This window comes from Candidatus Xianfuyuplasma coldseepsis (genome assembly GCF_014023125.1).
GTDB classification, from domain to species: domain Bacteria; phylum Bacillota_I; class Bacilli_A; order Izemoplasmatales; family Izemoplasmataceae; genus Xianfuyuplasma; species Xianfuyuplasma coldseepsis.
The window spans coordinates 726,819-743,440 of record NZ_CP048914.1 but is presented as its reverse complement, the minus strand read 5'-3'; the positions used below and the strand labels follow the sequence as shown (position 1 = coordinate 743,440).

20 protein-coding genes and 2 tRNA genes are annotated in these 16,622 nt (G+C 36.8%); 14 read left to right on the top strand and 8 right to left on the bottom strand.

From position 1 onward, the window contains the following. Positions 1 to 3: 3 nt before the first annotated feature. Complete coding sequence (locus G4Z02_RS03510; RefSeq protein WP_258878480.1) at positions 4 to 357, bottom strand: hypothetical protein; 354 nt, start codon at positions 355 to 357, stop codon at positions 4 to 6. A 178-nt stretch (positions 358 to 535) separates the two neighbouring features. Here G4Z02_RS03510 and G4Z02_RS03505 point away from each other — a divergent pair, with 178 nt between their 5' ends. Continuing rightward, positions 536 to 1,798 carry a lysophospholipid acyltransferase family protein gene (locus G4Z02_RS03505; RefSeq protein ID WP_258878479.1) on the top strand — a complete coding sequence of 421 codons (1,263 nt, stop codon included), beginning with the start codon at positions 536 to 538 and terminating at the stop codon, positions 1,796 to 1,798. 190 nt (positions 1,799 to 1,988) lie between these two features. Next, positions 1,989 to 3,497 carry a flotillin family protein gene (locus tag G4Z02_RS03500; protein ID WP_258878478.1) on the top strand — a complete coding sequence of 503 codons (1,509 nt, stop codon included), beginning with the start codon at positions 1,989 to 1,991 and terminating at the stop codon, positions 3,495 to 3,497. A gap of 38 nt (positions 3,498 to 3,535) precedes the next feature. On the opposite strand, the gene G4Z02_RS03495 is transcribed toward G4Z02_RS03500, so the two are convergent. Then, positions 3,536 to 3,940: a VOC family protein gene (locus tag G4Z02_RS03495; RefSeq protein ID WP_258878477.1), complete on the bottom strand. Its 405-nt coding sequence runs from the start codon at positions 3,938 to 3,940 to the stop codon at positions 3,536 to 3,538. Positions 3,941 to 3,999: 59 nt separating this feature from the next. Beyond that, positions 4,000 to 4,746 (bottom strand): TMEM164-related integral membrane acyltransferase, encoded by a 747-nt coding sequence (locus G4Z02_RS03490; RefSeq protein WP_258878476.1) that lies wholly within the window; start codon positions 4,744 to 4,746, stop codon positions 4,000 to 4,002. 193 nt (positions 4,747 to 4,939) lie between these two features. Between G4Z02_RS03490 and G4Z02_RS03485 the strand changes: the two genes are divergently transcribed. From G4Z02_RS03485 to G4Z02_RS03465, 5 genes are read left to right on the top strand one after another with little or no spacing between them, the layout of a single operon-like run. Beyond that, positions 4,940 to 5,266, top strand: a complete 327-nt coding sequence (locus tag G4Z02_RS03485) for a YbjQ family protein (RefSeq protein ID WP_258878475.1) — start codon at positions 4,940 to 4,942, stop codon at positions 5,264 to 5,266. A gap of 8 nt (positions 5,267 to 5,274) precedes the next feature. Continuing rightward, positions 5,275 to 5,712: a hypothetical protein gene (locus G4Z02_RS03480; protein ID WP_258878474.1), complete on the top strand. Its 438-nt coding sequence runs from the start codon at positions 5,275 to 5,277 to the stop codon at positions 5,710 to 5,712. A 21-nt stretch (positions 5,713 to 5,733) separates the two neighbouring features. Further along, on the top strand, positions 5,734 to 5,937 hold the full coding sequence (locus G4Z02_RS03475; protein WP_258878473.1) for a PLD nuclease N-terminal domain-containing protein: 204 nt from the start codon (positions 5,734 to 5,736) through the stop codon (positions 5,935 to 5,937). After that, the gene (locus G4Z02_RS03470; protein ID WP_258878472.1) at positions 5,937 to 6,857 is read left to right on the top strand and encodes an ABC transporter ATP-binding protein; all 921 of its coding nucleotides are present in this window, start codon (positions 5,937 to 5,939) and stop codon (positions 6,855 to 6,857) included. Before G4Z02_RS03475 ends, G4Z02_RS03470 begins: the two co-directional genes overlap by 1 nt. Next, complete coding sequence (locus G4Z02_RS03465) at positions 6,841 to 7,608, top strand: ABC transporter permease (RefSeq protein ID WP_258878471.1); 768 nt, start codon at positions 6,841 to 6,843, stop codon at positions 7,606 to 7,608. Before G4Z02_RS03470 ends, G4Z02_RS03465 begins: the two co-directional genes overlap by 17 nt. Positions 7,609 to 7,630: 22 nt before the next feature. Here the strand turns inward: G4Z02_RS03465 and mgsA are convergent, their stop codons facing one another. Further along, on the bottom strand, positions 7,631 to 7,993 hold the full coding sequence (gene mgsA / locus G4Z02_RS03460; protein WP_258878470.1) for a methylglyoxal synthase: 363 nt from the start codon (positions 7,991 to 7,993) through the stop codon (positions 7,631 to 7,633). Positions 7,994 to 8,112: 119 nt separating this feature from the next. On the opposite strand from mgsA, the gene G4Z02_RS03455 reads away from it, so the two are divergent. Next, positions 8,113 to 9,096: an aldo/keto reductase gene (locus G4Z02_RS03455; protein WP_258878469.1), complete on the top strand. Its 984-nt coding sequence runs from the start codon at positions 8,113 to 8,115 to the stop codon at positions 9,094 to 9,096. Between the two features lie 26 nt (positions 9,097 to 9,122). Here G4Z02_RS03455 and G4Z02_RS03450 read toward each other — a convergent pair whose 3' ends face one another. Next, positions 9,123 to 9,434 carry a thioredoxin family protein gene (locus tag G4Z02_RS03450; protein ID WP_258878468.1) on the bottom strand — a complete coding sequence of 104 codons (312 nt, stop codon included), beginning with the start codon at positions 9,432 to 9,434 and terminating at the stop codon, positions 9,123 to 9,125. A gap of 200 nt (positions 9,435 to 9,634) precedes the next feature. On the opposite strand from G4Z02_RS03450, the gene G4Z02_RS03445 reads away from it, so the two are divergent. The 4 genes from G4Z02_RS03445 to G4Z02_RS03430 all read left to right on the top strand — a co-directional run bounded on the left by G4Z02_RS03445 (position 9,635) and on the right by G4Z02_RS03430 (position 12,971). Further along, positions 9,635 to 10,003, top strand: coding sequence for an ArsR/SmtB family transcription factor (locus G4Z02_RS03445; protein WP_258878467.1), 369 nt, complete (start codon positions 9,635 to 9,637; stop codon positions 10,001 to 10,003). Positions 10,004 to 10,006: 3 nt separating this feature from the next. After that, positions 10,007 to 12,394, top strand: a complete 2,388-nt coding sequence (locus G4Z02_RS03440; RefSeq protein ID WP_258878466.1) for a heavy metal translocating P-type ATPase — start codon at positions 10,007 to 10,009, stop codon at positions 12,392 to 12,394. Between the two features lie 414 nt (positions 12,395 to 12,808). Beyond that, positions 12,809 to 12,892: transfer RNA gene (locus tag G4Z02_RS03435), tRNA-Tyr, on the top strand. Positions 12,893 to 12,896: 4 nt separating this feature from the next. Further along, positions 12,897 to 12,971, top strand: a tRNA-Trp gene (locus G4Z02_RS03430). Positions 12,972 to 13,060: 89 nt separating this feature from the next. Here the strand turns inward: G4Z02_RS03430 and G4Z02_RS03425 are convergent. Beyond that, positions 13,061 to 14,269, bottom strand: a complete 1,209-nt coding sequence (locus G4Z02_RS03425; RefSeq protein WP_258878700.1) for a tyrosine-type recombinase/integrase — start codon at positions 14,267 to 14,269, stop codon at positions 13,061 to 13,063. A 278-nt stretch (positions 14,270 to 14,547) separates the two neighbouring features. On the opposite strand from G4Z02_RS03425, the gene G4Z02_RS03420 reads away from it, so the two are divergent. Next, the gene (locus G4Z02_RS03420) at positions 14,548 to 14,994 is read left to right on the top strand and encodes a helix-turn-helix domain-containing protein (protein WP_258878465.1); all 447 of its coding nucleotides are present in this window, start codon (positions 14,548 to 14,550) and stop codon (positions 14,992 to 14,994) included. 33 nt (positions 14,995 to 15,027) lie between these two features. Here the strand turns inward: G4Z02_RS03420 and G4Z02_RS03415 are convergent, their stop codons facing one another. After that, positions 15,028 to 15,297 carry a hypothetical protein gene (locus tag G4Z02_RS03415; RefSeq protein WP_258878464.1) on the bottom strand — a complete coding sequence of 90 codons (270 nt, stop codon included), beginning with the start codon at positions 15,295 to 15,297 and terminating at the stop codon, positions 15,028 to 15,030. 16 nt (positions 15,298 to 15,313) lie between these two features. Continuing rightward, positions 15,314 to 15,874, bottom strand: coding sequence for a recombinase family protein (locus G4Z02_RS03410; protein ID WP_258878463.1), 561 nt, complete (start codon positions 15,872 to 15,874; stop codon positions 15,314 to 15,316). Between the two features lie 381 nt (positions 15,875 to 16,255). Between G4Z02_RS03410 and G4Z02_RS03405 the strand changes: the two genes are divergently transcribed. Then, complete coding sequence (locus G4Z02_RS03405) at positions 16,256 to 16,615, top strand: hypothetical protein (RefSeq protein WP_258878462.1); 360 nt, start codon at positions 16,256 to 16,258, stop codon at positions 16,613 to 16,615. The last annotated feature ends 7 nt before the right edge of the window (positions 16,616 to 16,622 follow it).

Here is a 16,622-nt window from a genome sequence, read left to right as displayed (position 1 = left end):
AACCTACGCGAGTAGGTTTGTAAGTACATGAATCAATGCGGATACAAATGCTAAGGGTCCTAAGATTCGATGGGCAAGATATAAATTGCGTTTCTTAAAATGCTTGAACAATGCTCCCATGACACCAGTTGCGATTAGTAACAGCAATGTTATCAATCCAGTAGGTGATAGGTTGTTATTGCTTACGTTAACAATCAAATGAACAAGAGCTAATAGAACGGCTATTCCCGCATATATCTGATGCTGTTTGGCAATTGCTCGCACCAATGTGTTTTTGGTGTATCGTTTTGCTCCATTTAATGATGCAAGGATAAAAAAGACTAGTATGGCATATCCTAATACTCGTGCGATGGTCATATAAACCCTCCTTTTTTCTCTATATTCAGTATATCGTAATCCGTTTGATTTTTCTATTCTCATACAAAAAATCTATCCAGTTTGGAAACTTGAAAGATTATTTTGTATCCTAAAATGTTCTAGAGTATAATGGTAGTAAGTGCTTTTACTAGGGATGGAGAGGTTATGAGGTATTCATATGAAAATTAGTGATGTTGTGTATACGACAGTAGATGAAATGAATGCAATGCCCCGGTTTGATTTATTAGAACCTCCTCGAAAAGCGAAGTGGTATCTGCAGATTGTTGCATGGATGTTAAGTTTTCCAGAAACCATTGCTACAAGAGCCAAAGTAACAAAAATCAATATGAAGGGTCTCAAACCACCCTACGTATTACTTTGTAATCACAATAGTTTTTTGGATTTCAAAGTCGCTACAAAAGCGGTTTTTCCCCATCGTTCAAATTACATTGTCGCCATTGATGGTTTTATCAATCGCGAAGAATTATTGCGGAATGTGGGGTGTTTTGGAAAGCGTAAGTTTGTCACGGATTCAACCATGTTTCGCCAAATCAAACATAGTCTTAATGTCAACCGATCGATTTGTCAAATCTATGCCGAAGCACGGTATTCACTCGTAGGGACAACGGCAATTTTACCCGATAGCCTTGGGAAATTATGTAAAAAGTTAGGCCATCCTGTTGTTACCTTAATATCCCACGGACACCATTTGCGTCAACCGGTTTGGAACCTTAACAAACGAAAACTTCATACAACATCTGACATTACGCAGATTATTACCAAAGACGAGATTCAAACCTTAAGCGTGGATGAGATTAATCAACGGATTCGCACACATTTCCAATATGATGATTATCAGTATCAACGTGATCATAAAATACGGATTACATACCCCAACCGTGCCAAGGGACTGCATAAAATATTATATCAATGCCCCTCCTGTAAAACCGAGTTTAAAATGACAAGTAAAGCGAACCAACTCATTTGTGAGGCTTGCGGTGAAGTTCATAACATGGATGAATATGGAGTACTTCATAACACATCAGGAAACACGACTTTTTCTCATATACCGGATTGGTATGAGTGGATTCGATCACAAGTACGCGAGGAGATTTTACGAGATGAATATCACGTTGATATGGATGTTCAAGTCGATATTCTTCCCAACAGTACTGGTTTTTATCGATTGGGTAAGGGTCATATTACACATAATGCCGATGGGTTCCACTTAACCGGCCACTGGGACCATGGTGATTTGGACATTCAAAAACCAGTTTCAGCCAACTACAGCCTCCATTTGGAGTTTGATTATTTTGGCAAAGGAGACGGGTTTAGTTTCTCGAATATCAATGATACGTTCTATTTGTATCCAATCGATCAATCGTTTGCGGTAACGAAGTTGCATTTTGCTGTAGAAGAGCTCTTTAAATTAAACCAATAAAAGGACAAATAAGTCCTTTTTAATTTGCCAATTAAGCGCTTTATTTAGATGTTTTTTCATTTGCAAAAATAATTTTGTCACAATGGTATTTATCATGGTATAATATGCTTGACATATTGTAAGGGATAAAGCCCTTTCTATGGGCTTTTTTTATGCAGTATGAACTACAAATTTGAAAGGAGAACTACATATGGCATTATTAGCAACAGGAGTATGGGTTACCGCTGGTGTTGTGATTCTTGGGATTGGATTGGTTATCTTCGCATTAGGATACGTGAAAGCACGACCAAACCAAGCATACATCATCACAAGCCCACAAAAAACTTCTCGCGTCGTAACAGGGAAAGCCACTTGGCGGATGCCGTTCATATCTCGAGTAGATGTGATTCCACTAGATATTATCCAAGTGGATATCAAAACAACATCAGCTGTACCAACAAACGAGTTCATTGACATCTTTGTTGACGGTGTTGCCAACATCAAAGTACGACATGATGTAGGTGATATCAAACGTGCTGCAGAGATTTTCCTCATGATGGGACGCGATCAAGTAAAGAAAATCGCCGAGGAAATCTTGGAAGGGAACATGCGGGAAATCATCGGTCAGATGAAATTAACCGAACTGGTTCAAAACCGTGATAAATTCGCCGACGAAGTACGCACTACAGCGATGCAAGACATGGAAAAAATGGGTCTTGAAATCATCAACATCACCATTCAAAACTTTACTGATAATAACGGTGTAATTCAAGATCTTGGGGTTGACAATGTAGAACAAATCCGTAAAGATGCAAGCATTGCGAAAGCAGAAGCGCAGCGAGATGTTGAAGTCAAAACATCAGAAGCTAAAGAAGTTGCCAATCAAGCTCGTATTAAAGCCGAATTATTAATCGCTGAACAAAATACGGAGTTAGACCTTAAAAAAGCAGCCTTGAAGCGCAAAGCACAAACGGAACAAGCTACTGCAGATGCTGCGTATTCGATTCGTCAACAAGAAGAACAACTTAAAATCAACGTTGCCGAACAAAACGCATTAATCGCTCGCAAAGAAAAAGAAATTGAGTTAAAAGAACGTGAAGTACGCGTTCAAGAACGGTTCTTAGAAGCGAGCATTAAGAAACAAGCGGATGCGGATAAATACGCTGCGGAACAAAAAGCACAAGCAGATTTATTTACTCGAACAAAAGATGCGGAAGCAGAATTAGCTGAAGAAACCAACCGTGCGGCTGCGATCAAAGTAGTCGCTGATGCGGAACGCGAAGCAGCTTTAGCCCGTGCAAAAGGGATCGAAGCAGTCGGTCTTGCCGAAGCTGCTGCCATTGAAAAGAAAGCACTCGCTATGAAGAAAATGGAAGAAGCCGCTATCCTTGGACTTGTTCTTGATTCCGATGTATTACCTAAAATTGTTGAAGCAGCTGCTGCACCACTTGCTCAAACAGATAAGATTGTTATGTATGGGGAAGGAAATGCTGCGAAGCTATCAAAAGACATCATGAAAACTGGAACCAACATCTTAGAAGGTGTAAAAGAAACATTAGGTATTGATTTAGGTGGTTTATTAAGTGGAGCACTCGGTGGTGTTGCTGCACATAAACTTGCAGACAAAACCGATGAACCAACTGTCAAGGAAACACCAAAGACAGAACCCAAACCAGCATCGAAACCAGCACCCGAACCAAAACCAACAAAAAAAGCGTAATTAAACAAAAAGGAATGACAGTTGTCATTCCTTTTTGTTTAGCGTTTTTGTGCGGGTCGATGAAATTGCCAAGTAACACCAAATGGATCTTTGATATTACCGTATACGGCACCCCAAAACTCTTCTTTTAATTCTTGGATTACAGTTCCTTGCTTTTTCATCTTGTTAAACGCTTCCTCCATAAATTCAGCATCTTCGTATCTGAAGTTAAGATGTAGCTGAATACGTCCTTGATCCTCAAGTGGCAAATCACCAAAGTAAAAGACAGTGTCATTAAATACATACTCCAGATGCATAACTTTGTCTAAATCCTCTTCCGGACAATTGGGCATATCTTTACCCATCATTGTATAACGTACTTCTCCACCAAATATACTATTATAGTATTCAACAGCTTTCATTGTGTCTTCAAACATGACGTATGGTATTAAAAATTGGCTCATAGGATCCTCCTTTATTGTCTACTTATATTCTATCACCAGTAGGTTTTTGATTATTGCTATTATGCAACTACATCGTGTTTTGAACTTGTTTGATAAAATGGTAATCCATAGAGATATCCAAAGAGAAACGCAACACTAACCCAGAAGGATGTATAAAGAAGAGGATGCACATCGTAGATGCTATACAAGATGATATTTTCTACGGGTGGTTGAACCATATACATCATATTAAACTGATTGGGATGATTGATAAGGGTTGATACAATGTATCCAATAATGGCTAAACTTAATGTAATTGTAATATACGTTTGATAATCACGTTTGTAGACTGAAAACTTATGTACACGAATCATATACAGTCCAGCAATAACAATCATCATATGCCGTAGATAAAACTGATAGAAATACAATCGATTCCATGTTTCTAATAGGTTTGGAGCAAATAAAGCTAAGAATGCACCCCATCCCCAGAAGAATGTAATCACGAATAATGTCCTATTCTTTGTGAGTAACATGATCGAACTTGTGATAATCGCGTAGCCACATGTGGCTTCAGGTAGATGTTGATACCAGGGTACATCACTAAAAAACAGGAACGATTGTTTGATAATAGATGTTAGTAGTAAGAAACCAACGATTCCATAACGAATAGATCGTTCGTGTTTGTATCGTTGAAGTCTAGGTAAATAGATGTAGACAATTACTAGTAGTATAAGTGCGACAACAAGTGCTATAATATGAGGGGGAGACCCAAGATAAAACTCCTTTTCCCCATCTAATGGGATACGAGTAAAGAATGTAGGCAAGAGTACCACCTCCATGTAATAATAGTATAAACCAATGGAGTTTTAAACGCTACAAATTCATAAAAATAGTGTTGAAATCAAAACTATATACAAAAAAATAATTAAAAATAATAAATAGTTGATTTTAATTAATTATGAGGTTATAATAATGGTAGAAAGTGTTTGGTAAGAAACCAGAGAGGAGATTTATTTCATGATTACAAGAAAAGAATTAATCACCATTAACGAGTATCCAGGACGTAATATCACGGAAGTACTGGGATATGTTAAAGGATCTACCGTCCAAACAAAGAATGTTGGAAAGGATATTTTGGCGGGATTGAAAAGTCTCATTGGTGGTGAAATCCAATCCTATACGGAAATGATGAATGATGCACGTAAGATTGCGACAGAACGACTACTACGAGAAGCGGACGAAATGGGTGCAGATGCTGTTGTTGGATTCCGTCTCCAAACCAGTGCAGTCATGGGTGGAGCTGCGGAAATCATCGCCTACGGGACAGCTGTTAAATTAGACTAGGTATTATGATGCATCAGATGGATAAAACACCACGAATATTAACAATTATTGGGTTAATATTTGAAGGTATCGGAGCTCCAAGCACCTTGTTTGGTGCGTGGGTTATGATGAATTTTGATTCCTTTCCTGGGATCAGTGCAGAAACGATGGATTTAACACAACAAGACTTCAATGAAGTCGTTGAATTGTTCGCATGGCTTGGTGATATTTTATTTGTATTAGCAATTGTCATGGGAGTTGTTTTTCTTGTGAATCTCGTTCTATTCGTCAAATTACTACAAGGTAAATATGATGAAGAATCTGCAAAAAAAGTCTACCTTTATCAAGCTATTTGGGGTGGAATCAATGTCCTATTTAATCAAGTAACAGCTATAATGTATTTAATCAGCGGTGTATCCGGTTATAGTGGACACCGTGAAGAACGTAATATACGCGACGGAATATAACATCATAAAGGAGGATTCTTGATGCTAGAACAACTTCAAGAATTACTGCCGTTACTGATACCGATTGTCTTAATCGACATCGGTTTTCGTATCTTTGCGATTATCGACATCGTCAAACAAGAACGGCAAGTAAAAGGAAACAACAAAATTGTCTGGATTTTAATTGTTGGATTGGTAAGTTACTTTGGTTGGATCATCTACTTCCTGATCGGGAGAGATGACTAATGTACGCCATTGAGACAACAAAACTATGTAAACAATACGATCGTAAACGCGCTTTAGACAACGTGGATATCCATGTTAAAAAAGGTGACGTCTATGGTTTTATTGGGCGTAATGGAGCTGGAAAAACAACGACAATCAACATTCTTTTATCGTTGATTCATAAAAGTGAAGGAAACGTAAAGATAAATGATAAAGAAGTAGTTTTTAATGATCAGCATTACAAACGAACGATTGGATTTGTACCAGACGTACCGGTATTTCCCAATTATATGAATGCCAAAGAATACATTACATATACTTGTGATATGTTTGATATTCCAAGAGAAGCCATTCCGCAAAAAGTTCAAGAAGTATTACAGTTTGTCGATTTACATGATCACAAGAAGCGGATTGGCGCGTACTCCCGTGGAATGAAACAACGTTTAGCAATCGCTCAAGCGTTGGTTCATGATCCGGAAATTATCATTATGGATGAACCTACCAGTGCATTGGACCCGATCGGTCGTAAAGATGTCATGAATATCATCCTTAAGCTAAAAGGTACGAAAACCATCTTCTATTCAACACACATCCTTGAAGACGTTGAAAAAGTTTGTGATCATATTGGCTTAATCGATAATGGAACGCTTTTATTAGAAGATTCCATTGAAAACATTCAAAAGAACTACTATCAAAATCAAATGCTAATTACGACCAAGGAAGATTCGACTACTGTGTTTGAATTTCTAGAACAACAGAGTATTCAAAATACCATTGAAAAACATAAGAATGGAATTATATGTGAAACAAATGGAGCACAAACCGCACAAGACGTTTTAAAAGTATTGGTTGATAATGGGTTTACAATACAAGAGTTTAAACGTGTTAATGCGACACTAGAAGACGTGTTCATCAAGGTAACCAATGAAAAAACTACTTAAATACGATTTCTTCTATCTGATCAAAACCCATAAATTAACCGTTTTTGCCGCTGTATTTGTTCTCTTTTCCATTTTGTCACCACTTACCGCAAAATACATTGGAGAAATTTTAGAAGCGTTAACTGGCGGTACCGATATCCAGATTGATTTTGGTACACCAACGGTATATACCGCCTATGAACAGTACATCTCTGATTTATTCGAAACCATCTTCTTCGTTGTATTATTTGTCTCGGTAAGCATCTTCATTCGTGATAAATCCAAAGGTCTTGCTGCGTTAATTTTCAGTAAACCAATTAATCGTACAAAATACGTACTCAGTAAGTATCTGGCATTTATGATTATGATTACCATATCCACCTTTATTGGATATTTATTATTCACATATTACACGTACTTCTTATTTGATGAAATCTTCTTTGCCAAGGGACTTGCGATGATGTCGTTATATCTGCTTTATCTAGCCTTTATCTCGGCAATTGCAATGTTCTTTGCCACCATCACCAAGAACTATTTACCAGCTATTTCATTAACGTTTGGAGTATACATACTGATAAGTATATTTACCATATTTGGGGACGTTCCTGTCTTTGAAGTACTACCTGGAATGCTCGTTAACAGTATTGTAGGAGTTTTATACGAGGTGAATGAAACCGGTGTGTTTGTTTGGAATATTATCGTAACGGTATTGTTTACACTCGGCTTCTTAGGACTATCCGTCTGGAAGGTTCAAAAATTAGATATCAACTAAAAAAATAACGCTCACTTGAGCGTTATTTTAATGTTTTAAAGAACATTTCTGCGGTATTGATATTACTAGCGAGCGGAATTTTGTATACATCGCTTAAGCGGAATAATGCGGAAACATCCGGTTCATGTGGTTGAGCGGTTAATGGATCGCGGAAAAACAGGATTAAATCAATATCTCCATTGGCAACACGAGCCCCAATTTCTTGGTCTCCACCAAGTGGACCGGATTTAAAACAATGGATTATCAGTCCAGTTTCTTCCATAACACGATGTCCGGTGGTACCTGTGGCAAACAATTGATGTCGAGCAAGAATATCCTTATGTCGTTTACAGAATGTTATCATTTCGTCTTTTTTCTTATCATGTGCGATGATGGCTATTTTCATGATGATCACCTCATATACAGTATACCGTATAAATCTTTGATTCTAATAATATATTTGTTATAAATGTGTTTTTCCGTGGGGATGTTGTATAATAGTAAGTGAATAGAAGGAGGATTTTTATGAAGAAAAGACGATTTGGTAAAACCGATGTAATGGTATCAGAAATTTCTCTTGGAACATGGCAACTTGGTTCCAAATGGGGAGATCCATTTGATGCCAAAGTAGCACAAGAAACATTAGAAGGGGCTACGGCACAAGATATAAACTGCTATGATACGGCGGATGTATATCAAGGCGGAGCGAGTGAGGAAGCGATTGGGCAATACATCAAGACCTTAGATGAAAAGCCATTTGTGATCACAAAGACCGGGCGACGACTTAATCCCCATGTTGCTGAGGGATACAACGAAGAAAACATTCGTTATTTTATTGATGATAGTCGTAAACGCTTAGATGTTGAATCACTCGATATGGTTCTATTGCACTGTCCACCAACCGATGTGTATTATAATCCCGATGTATTTAAACTTCTAGATACGTTAAAAGAAGAAGGTAAAATAACGCATTATGGTGTCAGTATCGAAAAAGTCGAAGAAGGCTTAAAAGCGATGGAATATGAAGGTGTAGCAGCAATTGAAGTCATCTTTAATATGTTCCGTTTACGTCCATTAGAACTACTATTTGAACAAGCGAAGAAGAACGATGTAGCCATTATTGTTCGGGTTCCTCTTGCTAGTGGACTTTTAACCGGTAAATACACCAAAAAAACAACCTTCAGTCCTGGGGATCACCGTACATTTAATCGTAACGGGGAAGCATTTGATAAGGGCGAAACCTTTAGTGGTGTGGATTACGAATTAGGATTGGAAGCAGTTGAAGAGCTTAAAAAAGTATTCCCAAATCAAAACTTAGCTCAAATTGCATTGCGTTGGATTTTAATGTTTGATGCGGTTAGCACCGTCATTCCTGGCGCTAGTAAAGCCGAACATATTATCTCCAATGCCGAAGCTGCAGAGCTGCCACCATTAACAAAAAAGCAAATGAAAGCAGTCGAAGATATTTATAACAAGTATATCAAAGACCCTGTTCATTATTTATGGTAAACAAAAAAGGATGCTGAGCATCCTTTTTAATTGCGATATAAATCGATTAAGCGTTCTATTTTACTATAGTTAATATAGCGTGATTCTCGTAATAATTCTTTACCTTCACTAAATATTAAGACGGTTGGTACACTAAAAATCAAGTGATCCCCTCGGAATTGATCCATATCATCAATAAAGACGTTATAAATCTCAATTTGATCCAAGTTTTTCACATTGTGTTCTAACATATTTAAAATGCTTTGACAAGCGGTACAAGTATGGGATTTCGCAATCACCATCACAAAGTCTTTCTGCAATGTTATTTCAATCTCTTTATAGGTCGTTAATACGTTCATACGTACCTCCAATATATGGGTTGACAATTGTAGTATACAATAGGTGATTACAAAAGTCATTATGTAATACGAAAGTTAGTATACAAACAAACAACTTATTTGTCAAGAAACATGTTTCAGGGGCTTGTTATTTAGAAAATAACGTATATTCCTTCAATGGAATATAACGATGTGGTAATATGAACATGCGAGGTGATTAGATGAAGAGTCTAACCTATTTAAAGAGTATCAGTAATAATACCAAACTACGACTGGTTAGTTTGCTGTTGGAGAATGAACTATGTGTCTGTGAACTCGAAGAGATCACAAACATCCGACAAGTGAACATATCAAAGAATCTAAGTAGTTTAAAAGACGCCAACATCGTTGATGTGAGGCGTGATAAACAACGTGGGTTTTATTTCATAACCGATACATTCAAAGAAAACGAGCACTTGATTAACCATATTAAAGATTTACGCTTTGCAGAGCCATTATTACAGCAAGATTATGAAGAATTTCTACATCATGAAGATGTAAAAGATGACAACATCTATGTTTGTCGTACATATCGAAACGAGGCGAGTTAACAGATGATTAAGAAAAGCATGAAAGTCAATGGGATGACATGCGCGATGTGTGCCAAAACGATTACCAACACATTTGAGCACTATGAAGGAATTAGCGCCAATGTTAATGTCGGTGCGGGGAAAGTTATTTTTACCTACGATGAAGAAACCTATACATTAATTGATATCGCTAAAATCGTCGAAGAAATCGGGTATGAACCCGTCATTGAAGAAAACCTCGATGATGCCAAAAAACTACGAATGAAAATGCGGAAGGAAATCTACATCTCCGTATTCTTCAGTATTCCATTGCTCTGGGCGATGTTTAGTCACTTGTCATTTACATCCTTTATCTGGGTACCAGAACTATTAAAAGATGGGATCTTCCAATTAGTTGTTGCTGGGATCGTTCAGTTCTATATTGGGAAACGGTTCTATTTAGCAGCCTACCACAGTATTAAGAAAAAAGTACTTGGTATGGATATCTTGGTTGTTATGGGAACCACCAGTGCGTACTTATACAGTATCTATTTACTGATTGAACAACTTCAAAATCCTGTTATGCACCCAACCTATTACTTTGAAATTAGTGCCTTAATTATAACGATGGTATTAATCGGGAATTACATTGAACATATTGCCAAAGAACGGACGACAGATGCATTAGTCGAACTGATGAACTTAGGAGCAAAAGAAGCCCGTGTTCTAAAAGACGGCAAGGAACAGATGGTTGACATCGATGAGGTCTTCTTAGGAGATCACCTGGTTGTCTTAGCCAATGAGAAAATTCCTGTAGACGGAAAAGTTGTTGAAGGAACGACTTATATCGATGAATCGATGATTACTGGAGAAAGTATCCCAGTTAAGAAAGAGGCGGGATCCAAGGTCATTGGTGCAACCATTAATCAACGTCAACGAATCATTATTGAAGCAACAAAAATTGGTAGTGATACGATGTTGGCACAAATCATTCAGCACGTAGAAGAAGCCAGTGCAGAAAAACCACCGATTCAGCGATCAGCGGACAAAATCGCATCATACTTCGTTCCGATTGTTGTATCCATTGCATTATTGAACTTCATTATTCATTTTGCTTTCTTAGGGTATGATTTCAGTATTGCCTTTGAACGGACCATAGCAATCCTCGTTATTAGTTGTCCGTGTGCTCTTGGGTTAGCGACACCTACAAGTATTCTTGTTGGAAATGGTAAAGCTGCGCAACATCATATTTTATATAAAGGTGGCGAATTCTTTGAACTCGCGAACAAAATCGAAGCGATTGCCTTTGATAAAACCGGAACCCTAACCGTTGGGAAACCGAGTGTTACGGATTATGTGGGAAATGAAGACGTATTACAACTTCTATACTCCTTAGAAAAAGACAGTAATCACCCAATTAGTGGTGCAGTGCTGGATTATATGAAGGATCACAATATCAAATCCTTACCTGTCAAACAATTTGAAACGATTGAAGGAAAAGGGATTAAAGGTGTTGTTGATGGGAAAGACATTGTCGTTGGATCCCATAAATTACTCCATGATTTATCTCTCACGAATCCTTTTGCGGATGAGCATACAACATTAATCAATCAGGCAAAAACAGTAAACTTTGTGATTGTTGATAATAAAGTAGAAGCAATGTATGCTGTTCGTGATGAAATCAAAGATACGTCAAAACAAGTCATCACCGAAATGAAAGCACGAGGATTAATACCTTATATGATTACAGGTGATAACCATGTGGTTGCCAATCAAATCGCCAAAGAACTTGGCATTGAGCATGTCCATAGTGAAGTCCTACCACACGAAAAAGCAAAAATCATAGAGAGCATTCAAGCAGAAGGACATGTTGTAGCCTTTGTTGGTGACGGAATCAATGATGCACCAGCTTTAAAATTGGCTGATGTTGGAATTGCCATGGGACATGGTACCGACGTTGCAATTGATAGTAGTGACGTTACCTTAATGAGTTATGATCTCGGTCTTGTTATTAAAGCGATTGATATGTCCAAAGCAACACTAAAAAACATTTATCAAAACTTTGGTTGGGCATTTAGTTACAACCTTGTAGCGATTCCACTTGCTGCAACCGGACGCCTTAGTATGGTTGTCGCAGCAGCAGCAATGGCCTTCAGTAGTATTACTGTTGTCTTAAACGCATTACGCTTAAAAGCATATAAATTACCAGAATTCAAATCTGAAAAAGGAGGTACAACCGATATGGCAAAACTAGAAGTACCTGATATGACTTGCAATCATTGCAAGATGACGATTGAAAAAGCCTTATCAGAAAAAGGGTTTTCCAACATTATCATTGATCTTGATACCAAGATTGTCAACTTTGATTTAGATGGAAGATCGGTCGCAGTTGCACGAGAAGCGATTGAACAAAAAGGCTATACAATCAAGTAACAAAGCGGAGATTGCTCTCCGCTTTGCTTTTTTTGTATTTTCATTTTAAACATGATATAATCCATACTGTAGTTCTGAAATAATCAAGGGGATTATTCAGTTCTATATAACGTTTTCTCTTCTACATTCGTTTGCATTATAAGGTGGTTCCGTTAGGTCATAACTTCATAACGTACACATCATATGGTTCTATTTGTAACACAAGCGGATTTCAAGGAAACTATCGTAAGGGATAGTCGTGTTATCTATTTAATCCATTAAGTTTTCTCACAATAAAGACGGATTACACACATAATTGTCAAGCGAACAAGAGGCTGGATTTTATCCAGTCTTTTTTCTATACACAAAACCATTGATTTTATAATATCACTTTGCTATAATATAATAGCGCTCTAGAAATAGAGCCAGATTAGTGGGCGGGTAGCGAAGTGGTTAAACGCGACAGACTGTAACTCTGTTCCCTCGGGTTCGGCGGTTCAAATCCGTCCCCTCCCACCATCTTAGGGGTGTGGTGTCAATGGTAGCACAGCGGTCTCCAAAACCGTTAGTACGGGTTCAAATCCTGTCACCCCTGCCACTTAAGAGCTTAGGCAAGCCATTAGGTTTGCTTTTTTATTTGCTCTAGTCTTGAAATGACCGCTAGTACATACCATTTTTATGTATTACCTAGTTGATTTGTTTATCTTGGCTTGGATAGTCGGGGTGATCGCTCCATTGTAGATTTGCAACGTTATTGTTACCTCGATTACCATCTTTGTGTATAACATATTTCTTAGGTTCTCCAGGGAGAAATGAAGATGCAACAAGAACTCCGGTTTCAATTGCATAAGCATGATTGTCTTTATCGTGTAACACTGTGATAACTGATCCACATTTTGGACAATATATCTGTATGTCATCTTTTGGAGTGTTTATGTCTGTGTTACACACATCACATTTCACTTGATAATGATCTTGAAGTACTTTAGCTTTGCTCAAATCTTGATCCTCCTTATTTTGATTTTTGGCATTATACATACCATTGTTATTCATTGCTTTATCGTAGACCTTCTTCAAGTACTCGTCTTCATAGTCTAGATATATTTGTGTGGTTTCAAGATGCTTATGCCCAAGCAATTGTCTTACCACTTCGATGTCACCTGTTTTTCTAAGAAGCTTTGTTGCAAAAGCATGACGAAACTTATGTGGACTTATTGATTGTTTTATGTTTAGTCTTTTTTGCAATCTCGCTATAGATTTGTATACAGAGTCTCTATGAATATGACCCTTACCATCCTGGCTGTAGAAGAGATATTCGTGACCATCAATGTGTTTGTTAATGTAGCTTAGAAGTATTTGTCTTGTCCTATCACTAAAATACACAGTTCGATCTGAATCTGTCTTGGTCACATCTAGATGGATGCTATTCATAGATAGATTGATGTTCTTCATCTTAATGTTTACTAGTTCATTAATGCGGACACCTGTATCAAGAAGAAGATTGATTAACAAGTAGTACTTGTGATTATTTGCATAGCTAAGATTTGATACATAGTAATTAAGTATCAGAGCTATGTTTTCATCTGATACCTTTTTAATCTTTTTCAAAACAGGTTTTGGTCTGGTAAATTTAAGTTTATCAGCTTCTTTTTTTCCTTTGTTGACTATACTCATGATGATGTCAACGTATTTCCTTTGTGTTCGTTTGGAGATTTCCGGGTTTCTTTCTTTGAGTTTGAGTAGAAAGTCTGCAATGTCAACATCTGTTACTTCTTCAACATCTAGATTACCCATGAACTTCTTAATCGTAGGTATCTTTCCTTTATAGTATCTTACAGTTTCAGGTTTAAACGTTGCCTCTTTCAGCTTTAAAAAATTATCTAGGGCTTGATTCATTTTCACTTTTATCAACTCCTTCATTTTTTATTGTTGGATGTGTCAAGCACTATACACCTACGTATATACTAGAGGTGTGTTTTTTTTGAGCCAAAAAAGCCCATTTTAACAAGATGGCTTTATTATGCGGTTTAAATACAGGACATTTCATGTGCTCTTTCCAATAAAATCACCAAAACGGTGAATAAATTAGTTTTTCAATTCAGGGGTGTATAGGTTTGAAGAAATATTCACCAAAATGGTGATAGGATGTTATAATTTAGATGAGGTGAGATTATATGAACATATGCAACAATCTTAGAACACTAAGGAAACAAAAAGGATTCAGGCAAAAGGATATAGCTCAACACTTAGATATCAGGATACAAAACTACAGTAGATATGAATTAGGTGATAGGAATATTCCTTTTGATATTTTGGAAAGGCTAGCAGATTTCTACCATTATCCCGTTCAAGCCTTTTTCATTAAAGACATTCCTGACAGTGATTTTAGCGACCTCACAATTACTGAGTTAGGCGTGTTATTTGATATGAAAACATATGATTTTGTGGAACACCATAAAAGGTTGGAGGAAGATTCAGTAAATAAAAACAGTATCTCTGAAGCAGATACTGAGAAACTAAATAAACTGTCAGCAGATTTGATTAGTATCAAATCGGCATTGATGCTAAAGGTTGCTAATATTTTGTCAGCTTCACACAAACTAAAAGAAAGATGGATGTAGTAGTGCCCATCTTTTTTAGTTTTAAGCATTGTTTTAAGTTTTGAACCATTCATTAAATGCATCCTCAGTAATAAGACTAACAGTCTGATCCATTAACCCCTTCTTATAAGCCATGTTCCTCTTCAATAAATCGAACAATGAAGCGATCTTCTCAGACTCTTCTAAGGAATCCATAGGTAGATATGGAAGACTTAATAGATATGCTTGTTTTATTTGATCAATAATGAAGTTGTCTGAACTTAAAGTTTTTTTATATAGCAGCTGATTTTCACTAGCCTGAAATGCTCTTTTATCTTCGTCCATAGTTTACACCTCAACATTAGTTTTTTATCTGTTTAGAGCCCTTCTTGTAGTTAATTACAGTTCTTCTTGAGACTCCTAATTTATCTGCAACTTCTTGATTCGAATACCCTTCTTTACATAATGCTTGTATCATTAGAATCTTATCTTGAGTAATGGCTTTTCTCCCAAGTTTTTTACCATTTGCTTTTGCGATTAGTAGTCCTTCTCTAGTCTTTTCATTTTGAACATCCACTTGCATTTGATTAAACACTGCAATTATGTGTGCCATTGCTTTACCCATCGGTGTGGTTATGTCCAGTGATTCCTTAAGCGATACGAAACCAATGTTTCTTTTTATGAAGTCATCTAATAATTTTACAACTTGATGTACTGTCCTACCCAGTCTAGATAAATCATATATTACAAGCGTGTCCCCTGATCTGATGAACTTAAGCAACTCCTTAAGGACTGGTCTTTCAATGTTTCTTCCAGACGCTTTCTCTTCAAAGATTCTTTCTACTCCATATGATTCCAGAGCCGCTTTCTGTGTATCTAAGTTTTGAGCGACTGTTGATACTCTCATATATCCTATTCTCATTTAGATACCCTCCTTTATGGTGTGCATTTATCCTTTTATAGTGCACTCAACAACAAATTAGAATTAATTCACTAATTAATGCTCAGTATAATTGAGAGGGCAAAAATTAGTGGTTTATTTCATTTGTGTACCACATTATACGCGGCAGGATCAGGTTTGTCCATGCCGTATTTGAGATAGCTTTCAGACTCTATAGTATATATGTAATCCAGTCTGATCTTGGTATACGGAAGGTTTCGATAGGGATTTAATGGATAGATGGCTTAACAATGACGTTTCTGCAGACTTGCAATTATTCATTTATACTAGCTATTTAACTTACGTTCATTTTTTGATATAATTTTAATTGAAAAGAACCTGAATAAGATGGTGGTGAGTTAAGTGGATTTTTATCTAAAAAATAACAAAGGTATGTTAATTGCTACTATAAGTTATATAGGTACGGGAGAAACCAAAGGTAAAGATAATGAAGTTATAGTACATAAAGGCTCCTTGATGAAAAGAGAACCTATAATTACTAAAAAATGGACTGACTGTAATTGGATTGAACGCTCAAGAAGAGATTTACTAAACAAAGGGGTTCTTCAAGAGTATGATCAAAACTATTACGAATTACAAACTGATGAGGTTTTTTCATCACCCAATAGAGCTGCATGTATTTTTTTAGGGTACATAACTACAAAAGCATGGGATGAAATAGTAAATAGCAAAGGAAAATCTTTAAGGGAAGTATATAAATAGAGAGGAA